At 74.9% G+C, this 14,343-nt stretch carries 12 protein-coding genes; 8 read left to right on the top strand and 4 right to left on the bottom strand.

Features of this window, described 5'->3' with window-relative positions; all coding sequences use genetic code 11:
• The first annotated feature begins 253 nt into the window (after positions 1–253).
• From rsgA to ACH4LD_RS06350, 4 genes are all read left to right on the top strand, one after another.
• Positions 254–1,348: a ribosome small subunit-dependent GTPase A gene (gene rsgA / locus ACH4LD_RS06335; RefSeq protein ID WP_398054287.1), complete on the top strand. Its 1,095-nt coding sequence runs from the start codon at positions 254–256 to the stop codon at positions 1,346–1,348.
• Between the two features lie 79 nt (positions 1,349–1,427).
• Entirely contained in the window at positions 1,428–2,825 is a 1,398-nt protein-coding gene (locus tag ACH4LD_RS06340; RefSeq protein ID WP_398054286.1) for a DNA-3-methyladenine glycosylase 2 family protein, read from the top strand.
• A gap of 65 nt (positions 2,826–2,890) precedes the next feature.
• Complete coding sequence (locus ACH4LD_RS06345; RefSeq protein ID WP_132783107.1) at positions 2,891–3,379, top strand: methylated-DNA--[protein]-cysteine S-methyltransferase; 489 nt, start codon at positions 2,891–2,893, stop codon at positions 3,377–3,379.
• A 133-nt stretch (positions 3,380–3,512) separates the two neighbouring features.
• Complete coding sequence (locus tag ACH4LD_RS06350; protein WP_398054285.1) at positions 3,513–4,781, top strand: SGNH/GDSL hydrolase family protein; 1,269 nt, start codon at positions 3,513–3,515, stop codon at positions 4,779–4,781.
• 121 nt (positions 4,782–4,902) lie between these two features.
• On the opposite strand, the gene ACH4LD_RS06355 is transcribed toward ACH4LD_RS06350, so the two are convergent.
• Entirely contained in the window at positions 4,903–5,892 is a 990-nt protein-coding gene (locus ACH4LD_RS06355; RefSeq protein WP_398054284.1) for a helix-turn-helix domain-containing protein, read from the bottom strand.
• Positions 5,893–6,187: 295 nt separating this feature from the next.
• On the opposite strand from ACH4LD_RS06355, the gene ACH4LD_RS06360 reads away from it, so the two are divergent.
• From ACH4LD_RS06360 to ACH4LD_RS06370, 3 genes are all read left to right on the top strand, one after another.
• On the top strand, positions 6,188–7,618 hold the full coding sequence (locus tag ACH4LD_RS06360; protein WP_398054283.1) for a protein phosphatase 2C domain-containing protein: 1,431 nt from the start codon (positions 6,188–6,190) through the stop codon (positions 7,616–7,618).
• Positions 7,619–7,687: 69 nt separating this feature from the next.
• Positions 7,688–9,430 carry a pyruvate dehydrogenase gene (locus ACH4LD_RS06365; protein ID WP_398054282.1) on the top strand — a complete coding sequence of 581 codons (1,743 nt, stop codon included), beginning with the start codon at positions 7,688–7,690 and terminating at the stop codon, positions 9,428–9,430.
• A gap of 318 nt (positions 9,431–9,748) precedes the next feature.
• Positions 9,749–10,192 (top strand): ATP-binding protein, encoded by a 444-nt coding sequence (locus tag ACH4LD_RS06370; protein ID WP_132783101.1) that lies wholly within the window; start codon positions 9,749–9,751, stop codon positions 10,190–10,192.
• Between the two features lie 81 nt (positions 10,193–10,273).
• On the opposite strand, the gene ACH4LD_RS06375 is transcribed toward ACH4LD_RS06370, so the two are convergent.
• Positions 10,274–11,317, bottom strand: a complete 1,044-nt coding sequence (locus ACH4LD_RS06375; RefSeq protein WP_132783100.1) for a DUF2637 domain-containing protein — start codon at positions 11,315–11,317, stop codon at positions 10,274–10,276.
• Positions 11,318–11,632: 315 nt separating this feature from the next.
• A complete protein-coding gene (locus ACH4LD_RS06380; protein ID WP_398054281.1) occupies positions 11,633–12,475 on the bottom strand; it encodes a (2Fe-2S)-binding protein in 843 nt (280 codons plus the stop codon).
• Positions 12,476–12,654: 179 nt separating this feature from the next.
• Here ACH4LD_RS06380 and ACH4LD_RS06385 point away from each other — a divergent pair, with 179 nt between their 5' ends.
• Complete coding sequence (locus ACH4LD_RS06385) at positions 12,655–13,443, top strand: GntR family transcriptional regulator (RefSeq protein WP_398054280.1); 789 nt, start codon at positions 12,655–12,657, stop codon at positions 13,441–13,443.
• A 106-nt stretch (positions 13,444–13,549) separates the two neighbouring features.
• On the opposite strand, the gene ACH4LD_RS06390 is transcribed toward ACH4LD_RS06385, so the two are convergent.
• Positions 13,550–14,314 (bottom strand): hypothetical protein, encoded by a 765-nt coding sequence (locus ACH4LD_RS06390; protein ID WP_207928195.1) that lies wholly within the window; start codon positions 14,312–14,314, stop codon positions 13,550–13,552.
• Positions 14,315–14,343 lie beyond the last annotated feature (29 nt).

Consider the following 14,343-nt stretch of genomic DNA (forward strand, 5'->3'; position numbering starts at 1 on the left):
CCCGGGGGCGGAAACCGCGGGGCGTGCGGAAAATGCTTTGACGTACCGGCCCGCCCGCGGGCTAGAGTTGCCTGGCACGCCGAGGTGGTGTGCGGACGCGCGAGCGAGGACGAGGAGGTGTCGACAGATGGCTGTCACTGTGCTGGGCGCTGCCCTCATCCAGGAACTCATCAAGTCCACCTCCGTGGCCACCGGCTGAACCGACCGCGCACCGTACGCGCCCGCCCGGGGCCACCCTTGTGAAGGGTCTCCCTTGACTTCCACCTCCGCTGCTTTCTCCGCACTGGCTCCCTACGGCTGGGACGAGGCCTGGGCCGAGGCGTTCGCCCCGTTCGAGGCCGACGGGCTGCTGCCCGGACGGGTCGTCCGGGTCGACCGGGGACAGTGCGACATCGTCACCGCGGACGGGACCGTCCGCGCCGACACCGAGTTCGTCGTGCCCCGCGACCCGATGAAGGTCGTGTGCACGGGGGACTGGGTCGCCGTCGACCCCGGCGGCGACCCCCGGTACGTGCGCGCCTACCTGCCGCGCCGCACCGCCTTCGTCCGCTCCACCTCCTCCAAGCGGTCCGAGGGGCAGATCCTCGCCGCCAACGTCGACCACGCCGTCGTCGCCGTGTCCCTCGCCGTCGAACTCGACCTGGGCCGCGTCGAGCGCTTCCTCGCCCTCGCCTGGGAGTCCGGCGCCCAGCCCGTCGTCGTCCTCACCAAGGCCGACCTCGTGCCGGACCCGGTCACCCTGGCCCACCTCGTGCAGGACGTGGAGACCAGCGCGCCCGGCGTGCCCGTCCTCACCGTCAGCGCCCTGCACGGCGACGGACTCGACGTGCTCGTCGCGCTCGTCGGCTCCGGCACGAGCGTGCTGCTCGGCCAGTCCGGCGCGGGCAAGTCCACCCTCGCCAACGCGCTCGTCGGCGCCGACGTCATGGACGTGCAGGCGGCCCGCGACATCGACGGCAAGGGGCGGCACACCACGACCACCCGCAACCTGCTCGCCCTGCCCTCCGGCGGGGTGCTCATCGACACACCCGGGCTGCGGGGCGTCGGCCTCTTCGACGCCGAGGCCGGCGTCGGGCAGGTGTTCACCGAGATCGAGGAGCTGGCCGAGCGGTGCCGGTTCCACGACTGCGCCCACGAGTCCGAGCCGGGCTGCGCGGTGCGGTCCGCCGTGGAGAACGGGGAGCTGCCGCAGCGGCGGCTGGAGAGCTACCGGAAGCTGCTCCGGGAGAACCAGTGGATCGTGGCCAAGACCGACGCGCGGCTCCGGGCCGAGATCAAGAGGGACTGGAAGCGGAAGGGGGCCGAGGGGAAGGCCGCGATGGAGGCGAAGCGGGGCCGGTGGTCGTAGAAATCCACCGGCCGTGCCCGTCAGCTCCACGTCCGATTTCCGCTGGCCGGTCACCCGTCCCCGCCCCACACTGGACGATGTGAAGGACGAAGACAGCAGGTACGAGGCGGTGCGCAGCCGGGACGGCCGGTTCGACGGGGTGTTCTTCTTCGCCGTCGAGACCACCGGCATCTACTGCCGGCCCAGCTGCCCGGCCGTGACGCCGAAACGGCGCAACGTACGGTTCTTCGCGACGGCCGCCGCCGCGCAGGGCTCCGGGTTCCGGGCCTGCCGGCGGTGCCGGCCGGACGCCGTGCCGGGCTCGGCGGAGTGGAACGTCCGCGCGGACGTCGTCGGCCGGGCCATGCGCCTGATCGCCGACGGCGTCGTGGACCGCGAAGGCGTCGCCGGGCTCGCCGCACGGCTCGGCTACAGCGCCCGGCAGGTCCAGCGACAGCTCACCGCCGAGCTGGGCGCCGGGCCCGTGGCGCTCGCCCGGGCCCAGCGGGCGCACACCGCGCGGGTGCTGCTCCAGACCACCGGCCTGCCGGTCACCGAGATCGCGTTCGCGTCCGGGTTCGCCAGCGTGCGGCAGTTCAACGACACCATCCGCGAGGTGTACGCCGCGACCCCCACCGAGGTGCGCGCCGCCGCACCCCGGAACCGGGCCGACCGCCGGGCCGCACCCGGCGCCGGCATCCCGCTCCGGCTCGCCCACCGCGGCCCCTACCAGTCCGCCGCCGTCTTCGACCAGCTCGCCCGGGAGGCCGTACCGGGCGTCGAGGAGGTGACCGGCGCCCCCGGCGCCCGCACCTACCGGCGCACCCTGCGCCTGCCGTACGGCACCGGCCTCGCCGCCGTCCAGGAACGCGCCCGCACCCCGCGGACCGGCACCGGCACCCGCCCTGGCGGCTGGCTCGACGCCCGGCTGCACCTCACCGACCCCCGGGACCTCACCACCGCCGTGCAGCGGCTGCGCCGGCTGTTCGACCTGGACGCCGACCCCTACGCCGTCGACGAACGGCTCGGCGCCGACCCCCGGCTCGCCCCGCTGGTCGCCGCCCGGCCCGGACTGCGCTCGCCCGGCGCCGTGGACCCACTGGAGCCCGCCGTACGCACCCTCGCCGGCACCCATGGCGCCGGGGAACTGGTACGCCGGTACGGCAAGGTGCTCGACGCGCCCCACGGCGGCCTGACCCACCTCTTCCCGGAGCCCGCCGTCCTCGCCGAGGCCGAGCCCGGCGGCCCGCTCGGCGCGCTCGCCGCCGCCCTCGCCGACGGCACCGTACGGCTGGACCCGGGTGCCGACCGGCACGACGCCGAGGAGGCCCTGCTCGCCCTGCCCGGCATGGACCCGGCCACCGTCGCCACCCTCCGCGTCCGCGCCCTCGGCGATCCCGATGTCGCCCCGCCCGGCGCCGACGTCCCCGACGCCTGGCGGCCCTGGCGGTCGTACGCCGTCCAGCACCTGCGGGTGGCGGGGGAGCCGATCCGGTGACCGCCTGCCCGAACACCGAAACCGTCCGCCCGTCCCCTGACCGCCGAGCCGAGGAAGCCGCTCCGATGACCACCGTCTACTGCACCCACCTGGACGCCCCCGTCGGGCGGCTGCTGCTCACCGCCGACGCGGACGGCGCGCTGACCTCCCTGTCCGTGCCCGGGCAGAAGGGCGGCCGGACCGTCCTGGACGGCTGGCGGCACGACCCCGGTCCGTTCCGCGCGGCCGCCGACCAGCTCGCCGCCTACTTCGCCGGGGAACTGAAGGAGTTCCGGCTGCCGTTCCGGGTGACCGGCACCGAGTTCCGGCAGCGGGTCTGGGCCGCGCTGGACGAGCTGCCGTACGGCGCCACCACCACCTACGGTGAGATCGCCGCCCGGATCGGCGCGCCCCGCGCCGCCGTTCGCGCCGTCGGCGGGGCGATCGGGGCCAACCCGCTGCTCATCGTGCGCCCTTGCCACCGGGTGATCGGCGCGAACGGATCGATGACCGGATACGCGGGGGGACTTGAGCGCAAGGTCCGGCTGCTCACCCTGGAGGGCGTGCTCCCCTGACGCGCCGCCCGTCCCGTGGCCCCCCGGTGCGCCCGTTGGGCCGAGCGGGTGGACCCCCGTCGATGCTCCGGCGGCGCGGCCCGCCCGTGTGGCACGGTCGCCTCCGACGGCCGACGGGGAAGGGCGGGCACACATGGCCAAGGTCGTACGGGTCCTCGCGGTCCTCCTCCCGGCGCTGCTGCCGGGCCTGACGGCACCGGCCGTCGCCGAACCGGCCCCGCCGCCCTGGACCGGCAGCTGGGAGACCGCGCCCTCCGGCACCGCCGCCGCGCTGCCCGGTGCCGCCGTCCGCAACGTCGTCCACCTCAGCGTCGGCGGCAGCGCGGTCCGCGTCCGGCTCAGCAACCGGCTCGGCACCACGCCCCTGCGCCTCGGCGCGGTCACCGTCGCGCTGAGCCGGGCGGCCGGCCCCGAGGCCGTACCCGGCACCCTGCGCACCGCCACCTTCCGCAGCGCCACGGAGCTGACCGTCCCACCGGGCGCGGACGCGGTCACCGACCCGGTGCCGCTGCGGGTCCCGGCCGGAGCCGACCTGCTCGTCACCGTGTACACGCCGGAGAACTCCGGGCCCGCCACCTACCACCGCACCGCCCTCCAGACCAGCTATGTGGCCCCGGTGGGCGCCGGCCGGGCCACCGACGAGGACGGCAGCGCGTACACGGCGACCACCAGCCGCTGGTACTACGTCACCGGCGTCGACGTCCGCGGGCCCGCCGCCGGCAGTGTCGTCGCGTTCGGGGACTCGCTCACCGACGGCAACGGCTCCACCCCCGACACCAACCGCCGCTGGCCCGACCGGCTCGCCCAGCGGCTGCGCGAGCGGCGGCTCGGCGTCCTCAACGCGGGCATCGCCGGCAACCGCCTGCTGCTGGACGGCGCCGGACCGAGCGCTCTCGCCCGCCTGGACGCGGACGCGCTGGACCGGACCGGGGTGCGGGTCCTGGTCGTCTTCGAGGGCATCAACGACATCAAGGGCACCCCGGAGGCGAACGACGCCACCGCCTTCGCCGACGCCTACCGCGCCGTGGTGACCCGCGCCCACGCCCGCGGTGTCCGGGTCGTCGGCGTCACCCTCACCCCCTACGGCGGGTACCCCGCCTGGACCGCCGCCGGCGAGGCGGTACGGCAGCGGGTGAACGCCTTCATCCGGGACGGCGGAGCCTTCGACGCGGTCGCCGACGCGGACGCGACCGTCCGGGACCCGGACGACCCCGGTCGCATCCTGCCCGCCTACGACCCCGGCGACCACCTGCACTTCAACGACGCCGGCATGGCCGCCGTGGCCGACACCGTCCACCGCGTGCTGATCCGGGGGCCGCTCGCAGCCCACCTGACGGACCGCGCCCACACCACAGCGCCGGTCACCCACGCGGCACCGCTCGCACGACCAGCAGGCGGGTGAACGGCTGCGCCGGCGCGCCCAGGGCCAGCCGGCGGTGAACGGCTTCGTCGGCGTGGGGTCAGTCGTCGGTTTCGCGGGGATGTCCAGCGGTGGGTGATCGGCTGCGCCGGCGCATCCGGGGTCAGTCGGCGGGTTCGCGGGACACCCAGCCGCGTTCGCAGGCGTGCCAGCCCAGTTGGAGGCGGGTCGTCACCCCGGCCAGTTCCATCAGGCGTCGTACCCGGCGCTGCACCGTCCGCAGCCCCAGGTCCAGCTGTTTGGCCACGCTCGCGTCGGTCAGCCCGGCCAGCAGCAGCGACAGCACCTCCAGATCGGTGGCGTCCGGGCCGTCCGGCTCCTCCTCGGTCACCCCGGCGGCGCCGAGCCGCAACGGCAGCGCCTCCCGCCACACCGACTCGAACAGCCCGGCGAGCAGCTCCAGCAGCCCGCTGGCGTGCACCACCAGCGCGGCCGGCTCCGACGTCCTCGACGTCAGCGGCACCATCGCGAGCGACCGGTCGGCCACCACCAGCTTCGTCGGCACCCGGTCCACCACCCGCACCCGCTCGTCCCGGCCGAGCGCCGCCGTCAGCTCGGTCAGCCCGTGCGGCAGGTCCAGCACCGCCCGCTCCACCACCACCCGGTAGCGCACCCCGCGCCCGGTCGCCCGCTCCTCCGCGTCGTTCTCCATGCCGGAGACGACCAGCGGGTTGCCGGTCACCAGCGCGCACACCTCCTCGGCCGCGCCGAGCTGGAGCTGGAGGAAGCGCTGCGCGACCGCGGAGGCGCCGGTCACCACCTCCACCAGGTCGTGCACCGCCGGTTCGGCCGCCGCCGCCCGGTACTCCTCCGCGAGCAGCGCCGCCGCCAGCTCCGCCTTCTCCAGTTCGTGCCGCTGCTGGGTGAGCAGCGCGCCCAGCGCCACCCCGGGCGGAGCCGCCACCCAGCGGCCCGGCCACGCCGAGGACTGGGCCGCGAGACCCTGCCGCTCCAGCCGGCGCAGCGCCCGCTCGGTGTCCTGCTCGGCCAGCGTCAGACGCCGCGCCAGATCGGTGACGTCGGCCGCTCCCACGGACACCAGCGCCCGGTACGCGGCCTCGTGCGTCTCGTCCAGTCCCAGCGCTGCCAGCATCGCCCCGCGTCCCTCCCCTGTGCACAAACCGACGGAAGCGGAGCGGCGTGGCGGAAACCGGCCACGGCGCAAACCCGCCGCCGACATCATCGCCGTACCAGGGGTGACTCTGCCAAGGTGGGTCCGGACGTCGCCGGGCGGTCCTCCCGTGGGGGGTGGGGCCGCCCGGCGGCCACCAACCGTGGCTCGTACGGCAGTTCACCCGCTCACCCGATACGCCGTTCGACGGGGGCGATACGCCGGATTTTCCCGATGCCCCGTTTTCCCACCGCCCGTGCGGTGGACAATCAGGGGCATGAGCCAGCAGGGGGGAACTCCCGCCCGTCACGACGACGACTGGTGGGGCCAGCTGTACGACGACTCCACCGAGGACACGGGTCCCACGGCAGCGCCCGATTCCGTGGACGACCGCTTCGCCTCGGCGCGCGACGCGGTGGGGGGACGGCCGCCGGACACGGTGGAACGAGGACCGTCGGACGCGGCACCGGTGGACGCGGGACCGGTGGATCCCGGACCAGCCGAGCCGGCGCCTCCGGAACCGGCCCCCGTGACAGCGCCGGTGCCGACGCAGCGTGCGGCGCCGCCGCCACCGGCAGGACCCGCCCTCCCCACCGACCTGGCGCTCCCCGCCGAGTTCGCCCCGCCCGCGGAGGGCCCTCCACCGTCGGTGAGCACCCTGCCCACCGAGAGCACCCCGCCGTCCGAGAGCACCCCGCCGTCCGAGAGCACCCCGCCCTCCCCACCCCCCTCCGTCGGCTACGTCGGTTCCGGTCCCCCCACCTACGACCCCGAGCCCACCGCGCTTCCGGTCGCCGAGCCGGACGGGCTCGGTGAGCTGGTCGCGGACACCGTGCTGGACGGCGCCCGCTACGGCGCCTGCACCCTGCGGGCCGTCTCGCTGCGCGGGGACTCGGCCCGGTACCGGGGCGAGCCGCGCCGGGACGCGTTGCTCACCGCCCGGTTCGGGGCGGGAGAGCAGGCGCTGATCCTGGTCGCGATGGCCACCGGTGCCCGGGCCGCGCCGGGCGCGCACCTGGCGGCGGCCGAGGCGTGCCGCTGGATCGGGCAGGCCGTGGGCCGCAGTCACCAGCGGCTCGTGGAGGACATCCGCGCGGCCCGGCGCGGCGACCTGAAGTCGGGTCTGCACCGGCTGACCGACCGCAGTCTCGGCAGGCTCCGCGCGAGCGCGGCCGAACAGGGCCTGGACCCCGGGGAGTACACGGCGAGCCTGCGCTGTCTGCTGCTGCCCGCCGACCCCGACTGCCGTACCCGCGTGTTCTTCGGCGTCGGGGACGGCGGGCTGTTCCGGTTGCGGGACGACGTCTGGCAGGACATCGAGCCGCAGGTCGCGCCGGAGGACGGTACCGGCGCACCCGTCGCCGGCCCCGGCTCGCCGCCGGAGCGGACGCCCGAGGGCGACCGGCTGACGATGGACCTCGGCCTCCCCGCCCCGCCGAGCCCGTTCGAGCCCGCGGCGCCGGCCCCGGAGCCGCCCCGCGAGCCGTTCCGGTTCCGGGCCTCGGTAGCCCGCCCGGGTGATGCGCTGGTGATGTGCTCGGCGGGCCTGGCCGGCCCGCTGCGCGACGAGCCCGCCCTCTGCGCCTACCTGGCCCGCCGCTGGTCGGGCCGTACCCCGCCGGGCCTCGCCGCCTTCCTCGCCGACGCCCAGGTACGGGTGAAGGGCTACGCCGACGACCGTACGGCGGCGGCCGTGTGGGAGGCGTAACCACCGCCCCTGTGGATTGATGGAACGGGAGGGCCGTATCCCGGGACAGCGAAGGGGCTGACGCGCGCCATGGCCAAACAGAACGTCGCCGAGCAGTTCGTCGACATCCTCGTCCGCGCCGGGGTGCGGCGCCTGTACGGCGTCGTCGGCGACAGCCTCAACCCGGTCGTGGACGCCGTCCGCCGCAACGCCGCCATCGACTGGATCCACGTCCGCCACGAGGAGTCGGCCGCCTTCGCGGCCGGCGCCGAGGCCCAGATCACCGGGAAGCTGGCCGCCTGCGCGGGCTCCTGCGGCCCGGGCAACCTGCACCTGATCAACGGCCTGTACGACGCCCACCGCTCGATGGCCCCGGTGCTGGCCCTCGCCTCGCACATCCCGTCGAGCGAGATCGGCCTCGGTTACTTCCAGGAGACCCATCCGGAACGGCTGTTCCAGGAGTGCAGCCACTACTGCGAGCTGATCTCCAGCCCGAAGCAGATGCCCCGGCTGCTGCAGACCGCCATCCAGCACGCGGTCGGCCGCAGCGGGGTGAGCGTGGTGGCCCTGCCCGGCGACATCGCCGCCGAACCGGCCCCGGAGAAGGCGGCGCAGAGCGCGCTCGTCACCTCCCGGCCCACCGTGCGGCCGGGCGACGCCGAGATCGACGCGCTCGCGGAGATGATCGACGAGGCCGACAGAGTCACCCTGTTCTGCGGGAGCGGCACGGCCGGAGCCCACGCCGAGGTCATGGAGTTCGCCGGGCGGATCAAGTCGCCGGTCGGGCACGCGCTGCGCGGCAAGGAGTTCATCCAGTACGACAACCCGTACGACGTCGGCATGAGCGGGCTGCTCGGCTACGGCGCCGCCTACGAGGCCACCCACGAGTGCGATCTGCTGATCCTGATCGGCACCGACTTCCCGTACAACGCGTTCCTGCCGGACGACGTGCGGATCGCGCAGATCGACGTACGGCCCGAGGTGCTCGGCCGCCGCTCCCGGCTCGACCTGGCCGTGTGGGGCGACGTCCGCGAGACGCTGCGGTGCCTGGTCCCGCGCGTCAGGGAGAAGACGGACCGGCGCTTCCTCGACCGGATGCTCAAGAGGCACGCCGACGCGCTGGAGGGCGTGGTCAAGGCGTACACCCGGAAGGTCGACAAGCACATCCCGATCCATCCCGAGTACGTGGCCGCCGTACTGGACGAAGTCGCCGGCGAGGACACCGTGTTCACCGTGGACACCGGGATGTGCAACGTCTGGGCCGCCCGGTACGTCTCGCCCAACGGCCGCCGCCGGATCATCGGTTCCTTCTCGCACGGGTCGATGGCCAACGCGCTGCCGATGGCGATCGGCGCCCAGTTCACCGACCGGCGCCGGCAGGTGGTCGCCATGGCCGGGGACGGCGGGTTCTCCATGCTGATGGGGGACTTCCTGACCCTCGTGCAGTACGACCTGCCGGTCAAGGTGGTGCTGTTCAACAACTCCTCGCTGGGCATGGTGGAGCTGGAGATGCTGGTCGCCGGGCTGCCCTCGTACGGCACCACCAACACCAACCCCGACTTCGCCGCCGTCGCCCGGGCCTGCGGCGCGTACGGCGTGAGCGTGGAGAAGCCGAAGCAGCTCGCCGGGGCCCTCAGGGACGCCTTCCGGCACAAGGGGCCGGCCCTGGTCGACGTCGTCACCGACCCCAACGCCCTGTCCATCCCGCCGAAGATCAGCGCCGAGATGGTGACCGGGTTCGCGCTGTCCGCCTCCAAGATCGTGCTGGACGGCGGGGTCGGCCGGATGCTCCAAATGGCCCGCTCGAACCTGCGCAACGTACCGCGGCTCTGAGGGGAGTGATTTCGGCCAGTTTCACGTGGCGTGACGACGTGACGTCAGCCGGTGCCGGACGCGGCCGGACCGGTGTCCCGGGGCGTCCGTGGCGTCCGGCGGCGTCCGGTGAGCGCGGGGTCCGGCCGCGGCGGTGTCCGACGGCCGGGCCGGGCGGGGTGCGGATATGGCCGAACCACCGGTCATCGGGCACGCTCCAGGACTGCCCGGGAGCCTGCTGGGCAAGCATCCCCCCGTGAACGTGTTCGACCAGGAGGGGCAGGGACCGGCGGCGTGCGGGCGGGGGTCATGAAGAGGCAGGCGCGAGGGGGCGGTCCCGTGACGGTAGGGGCCTTCTCGGCGACAACGGGGGAAGAGACCGACACCACCACCGAACACGCGCGGCGGCTGCGGCGCGAGCTGGGCCGGGCGGACCTCAGGGCGGTGCCGGAGGCCCGCCGGGAGCTGCGCGAACTGCTGCGGCACTGGGGCAAACCGGGCCGCTCGGAGATCGCCGAACTGCTCACCAGCGAACTCGTCACCAACGCGCTCGTCCACACCGACGACGACGCCGTCCTCACGGCCGTCGTGGACCCCGGCGGACTGCGCGTGGAGGTACGCGACTTCGTGGCCCGCAGACCCGAGCCGCGGGTGCCGGACACGGACGACGACACCCACGGCCGGGGCCTGCTGCTGGTGCGGTCCCTCGCCGACGCCTGGGGCGTACGGCCGCACGAGGTGGGCAAGTCGGTGTGGTTCGAACTCGGCGCCGAGGCGGCGTGAGGCGGAGCGCAACGGGACGGGGGCGTGACCCGCGCGGTCACGCCCCCGTCCCGTACCGCGGTGGCACCGCGGGGCCGGCTGTCAGCCGAACTGCTGCTCCAGGTCCTTCAGCTTGCGCTCCAGGGAGTCCAGCCGCGGCAGGGCCATGGTGTCGTCCTCGGCGGTGAGGTCGACGGTCACCGGCTCACCCCCGCTGGGGACCCGCTGCAGGGAGGGCCGTGCGCGGACGGGCAGTGGTTCCGCGCTCGATATGGCAGGCTCCGCGGTCGCGGGAGCCGGGCCGCGCTCCACGGCCTGCACCTCGACCTGGCGGCCGGCACCCCGGCCGACGAAGCCGCGCTGGCCCCGGCTGATCGCCTTCAGCTGGGCGCGCTCCACACGCTGCTGGTCGCGCCGCCGCTGCCGGGTCTCCTCCTTCTGCCGCTTGTCCTCCCGGACCTCCTCGACGGCCTCGTCGAGGCTGCGCACGCCCTCCAGGAGCATCAGCGACCAGGCCTTGTACGTCTCGCGGGGCGCCCGCACCCAGCGCACGATCCGGATCTGCGGCAGCGGACGGGGCACCAGGCCCTGCTCGCGCAGCGCGGCCCGGCGGGTCTGCTTCAACGCCCGGTCGAACAGTACGGCCGCCGACAGCGACATGCCGGAGAAGAACTGCGGCGCACCGGCGTGCCCGGCGCCCCGGGGCGCGTGCACCCAGTTGAACCAGGCCGCCGCCGCGGCGAACAGCCAGACCAGTATCCGGGAACCGAGTGCCGCGTCACCGTGGCTGGCCTCGCGGACCGCGAGGACGGAGCAGAACATCGCCGCGCCGTCCAGGCCGAACGGCACCAGGTACTGCCAGCCGTCGGTCAGTCCGAGGTTCTGCTCACCGAAGCCGACGAGGCCGTGGAAGGACAGGGCCGCCGCCACCGCCGCACAGCAGAACAGCAGTACGTAGGAGGCCGTGCCGTAGATGGCCTCCTTGCGCCTGCGGCGCTCCTCGCTGCGCTCCCACGAGTCGTCCGCGCTCGCGTTCTCCCCGGAGGAGCGCTTGCCGCGCGCGAGCACCGCCACCGCCGCCAGCACGCCCAGGAGCAGTACGGCGCCCGGAAGCAACCAGTTCAGCGATATGTCGGTCAGTCTCATCAGGGGTCCCTTGCATTGGGATAGGGCGTAACGCCCGCCATAGTGGCCCACTCCCGAGGGCCCTCAGGGGGTTTCGGGGCAAGAGGCCGCCAATAAGGTGCAAGGGGATGCCCAGGACGGCGTTCTGCTCGAACTGCCGCGTGAGGGGCGGGAGTTGAGTTCGAATAAGACTACCCGTACGGGTGGTTCCTCGGAAAGTTCCCGCGACAGGTGAGGAAGTTGTGAATCACCAGTCCGTGAACCGGGCCGAGGGCGGGTGGTCCTGTGCCGGTGATCCTAGTGGACCCACGGGTGTGCTCCCGACCTGAGCGCCCCTCAAGCGGCCGCGGCAGTGGTGAGTTTGGCGATCCGATCGCTGTCGCAGGTACGCGGGCAGGTGGCGCAGGTGTCGTCCGGGCGGACGGTGTAGAACATGCAGCAGCTCACCCGGTCCCGGGTGGGCAGCGGTGAGCCGTCCGGCCCGGTCAGCGTCCGGAACCCGGCGGAGCCGGCGTACGGCAGGGTCGCCCCCGGCAGCAGCAGCTCCAGCTCCCGTACGGCCCGCGCCGCCTCCCGCTCACCGAACAGCCCGGCGACGTACCACAGCCCCTCCACGAGCTCGTCGGTGGCCATGCCCCACAGCGCACGCCCGCGTCGCCGCATCCGGGGCCCGAAGGCGCCGAGCACCGGCTCCAGGTGCCCGGCCACGGCCGCCCGCACCTCGGCCCGCAGCGCCTCCTCGTCCGGCACGACGACCGTGCCGGGCAGCGCGGCGGCCGGGTCGCCCGGCAGGCAGGCGACGGAGACGGGGGGCCGTACGGCCATCCGGCCGGCCGCGCGGTCGTACCAGACGTGGGTCACGGGCAGCCGGGGCACCCGGCGGTGCAGGAACCAGGGGACGGTGATCAGCAGGCAGGCCGGCCAGGCGTAGCGGTGCAGGCCGAAGCTCGCGACGACGTCCGGGCGGGCGGGCCGGCCGTAGTCCCGCACCACCTGGTCCGCGTCCCGGGCGAGGAAGGAGTCCAGTTCCGTGCCGCCCGCCGCGAGCCCGGCGGCGCCGGTCCAGCCTCCGCCCGCGGGCGCCGGGTCGTCCGGTCCCAGCTCGGTCACGGTCAGGCCCGGGAAGGCCGTGGCGAGGCGGTCGTAGGCGGCGGTGAGCGGCGAGGCCGCAGCGGGCATGGCGGGACCACCGGTCCTTGGACGCGTCCGTGATCACGGACTGGGCTGCACAGGTAAGCCTTACCTTACCCGGAGTTGTCGGAGTTTGAACTGTCGCCCGGTGCGCCTAAGGTGCTTGACGGACAAGCGACAACCCGTCGTTAATGACCCCAAGTGCCGACAAGCTGCCAGGAGGAGCCGTGAAGCAGGGCGTGCAGGGCTCCCCGGGCGCGCCGGCCGCCGCCCGGGTGCCCGCGCAGCAGCGGCAGCGGCCGGCGGCCGGTGCCGACCCGGGCCGGGAACGGGACGCCGCGGTGCCGGACGCGGCGCGGGGCGAGCACACCCACGGTGAGTGGCCGGTCCCGGAGTCGCGGGCCGCGGTGCAGCGCTCCTCGGTGCGCGGGCAGATCCTGGACGCGCTGCGCACGGCGCTGGTCACCGGCGACCTCAAGCCGGGCGAGGTCTACTCGGCGCCGGTGCTCGGGGAACGCTTCGGCGTCTCGGCCACGCCCGTACGGGAGGCCATGCAGCAGCTCGCGCTGGAGGGCGCCGTCGAGGTCGTGCCCAACCGTGGCTTCCGGGTGGTCGAGCGGGGCGCCCGGGAGCTGGCCGAGCTGGCGGAGGTGCGCGCGCTCATCGAGGTACCGGTGATGCTGCGGCTCGCGCGGACGGTGCCCGCCGAGCGGTGGGCCGAGCTGCGGCCGCTCGCGGAGGAGACGGTACGGGTGGCCGCCGCCGGCTGCCCGGCGACGTACGCGGAGTCCGACCGGGCCTTCCACCGGACCCTGCTGGGCCTGTCGGGCAACGAGCAACTGGTCCGCATCGCCGAGGACCTGCACCGGCGGTCCCAGTGGCCCCCGGTGCGGCGGGGACGGCCCGAGCTGCTCGCCGACGCGACGGAGCACCTCGCCCTGCTGGACGCCCTTGCCTCCGGCGACGTGGAGCGGGTGCGGGGGCTCGTGGGCGGGCATTTCGCGGGCGCGGGCTGAGTCTTCGCGGGGTGCCGCCGCTGGGGTGCGGGCCGTCTGCCGGGTGCGGGCCCGTCGTGGCTGGTCGAGCACCACGGGCCCGCAGACGGCAACGCACCCCCGGTCTCTAGGCCGTCGCCGCCCCCGGCGCGGGCGGCGCCAGTTGCTGTGCCAGCCACGTCGGCACACCCCCCAGCAGCCGGAACAGACGGCGCGCCTCCTCGCGCAGTCGGGACGCCTCCGGTTCCTCCTCCGTGTCGGCCAGGGAGACCAGCGCGGGTGCCGTGCCCACCAGGTAGCCCAACTCCTCCCTGATGCGGAGGGATTCGGCGAAGCCGTGCCGCGCTTCCGCCAACTCACCGTCCCGCAGGGCGAGTCCCGCCAGGTGGCGCCAGGTGAAGGAGAGCAGCAACGGGTCGGCGTCGGCCGCGGCGGCAGCGTGCGCCCGGCGGAACGCGGCGCGGGCCGCCTGCGGGGCGCCGGCCAGGTTCTGCGCCACCAGCCCGCGCCGGAAGTCCAGCAGGGCCCGCCCGGAGGCCCCCGGCGGGATCAGCGCAGCCGCCCGGCCCAGCGCGGCCCGCGCCTCGTCGGCCCGGTCGCGCACGCCGAGCAGCGTGGCGGCGTACGCGAGGTAGCCCCGCTCGCACGCGGCGGCCCCCCGCTCCTCGTCGCTGTGCGCCACCGCCTCCGCCGTTCGCAGCGCGTCCTCCGCCTCCTCCCAGCCCCGCTCGGTGTACAGGCACCGTTCGGCCAGCAGGGCGGCCCGCTGCAACGCCGGGGCTGGGCGGTCGGCGGGCAGCAGGGCCGCCGCGTCGGCCCAGCAGGCCCGGCTGCGCAACCGCCATACCGCGGTCTGGAGCGGATCGTCACCGGTGGTTCCGTTACCAGACATGGCGGTATGCGCCACGTTGCCCTCCCCGA

The sequence above is a fragment of the Streptomyces sp. NPDC017676 genome (assembly GCF_044329325.1).
In the GTDB taxonomy this organism is placed as follows: domain Bacteria; phylum Actinomycetota; class Actinomycetes; order Streptomycetales; family Streptomycetaceae; genus Streptomyces.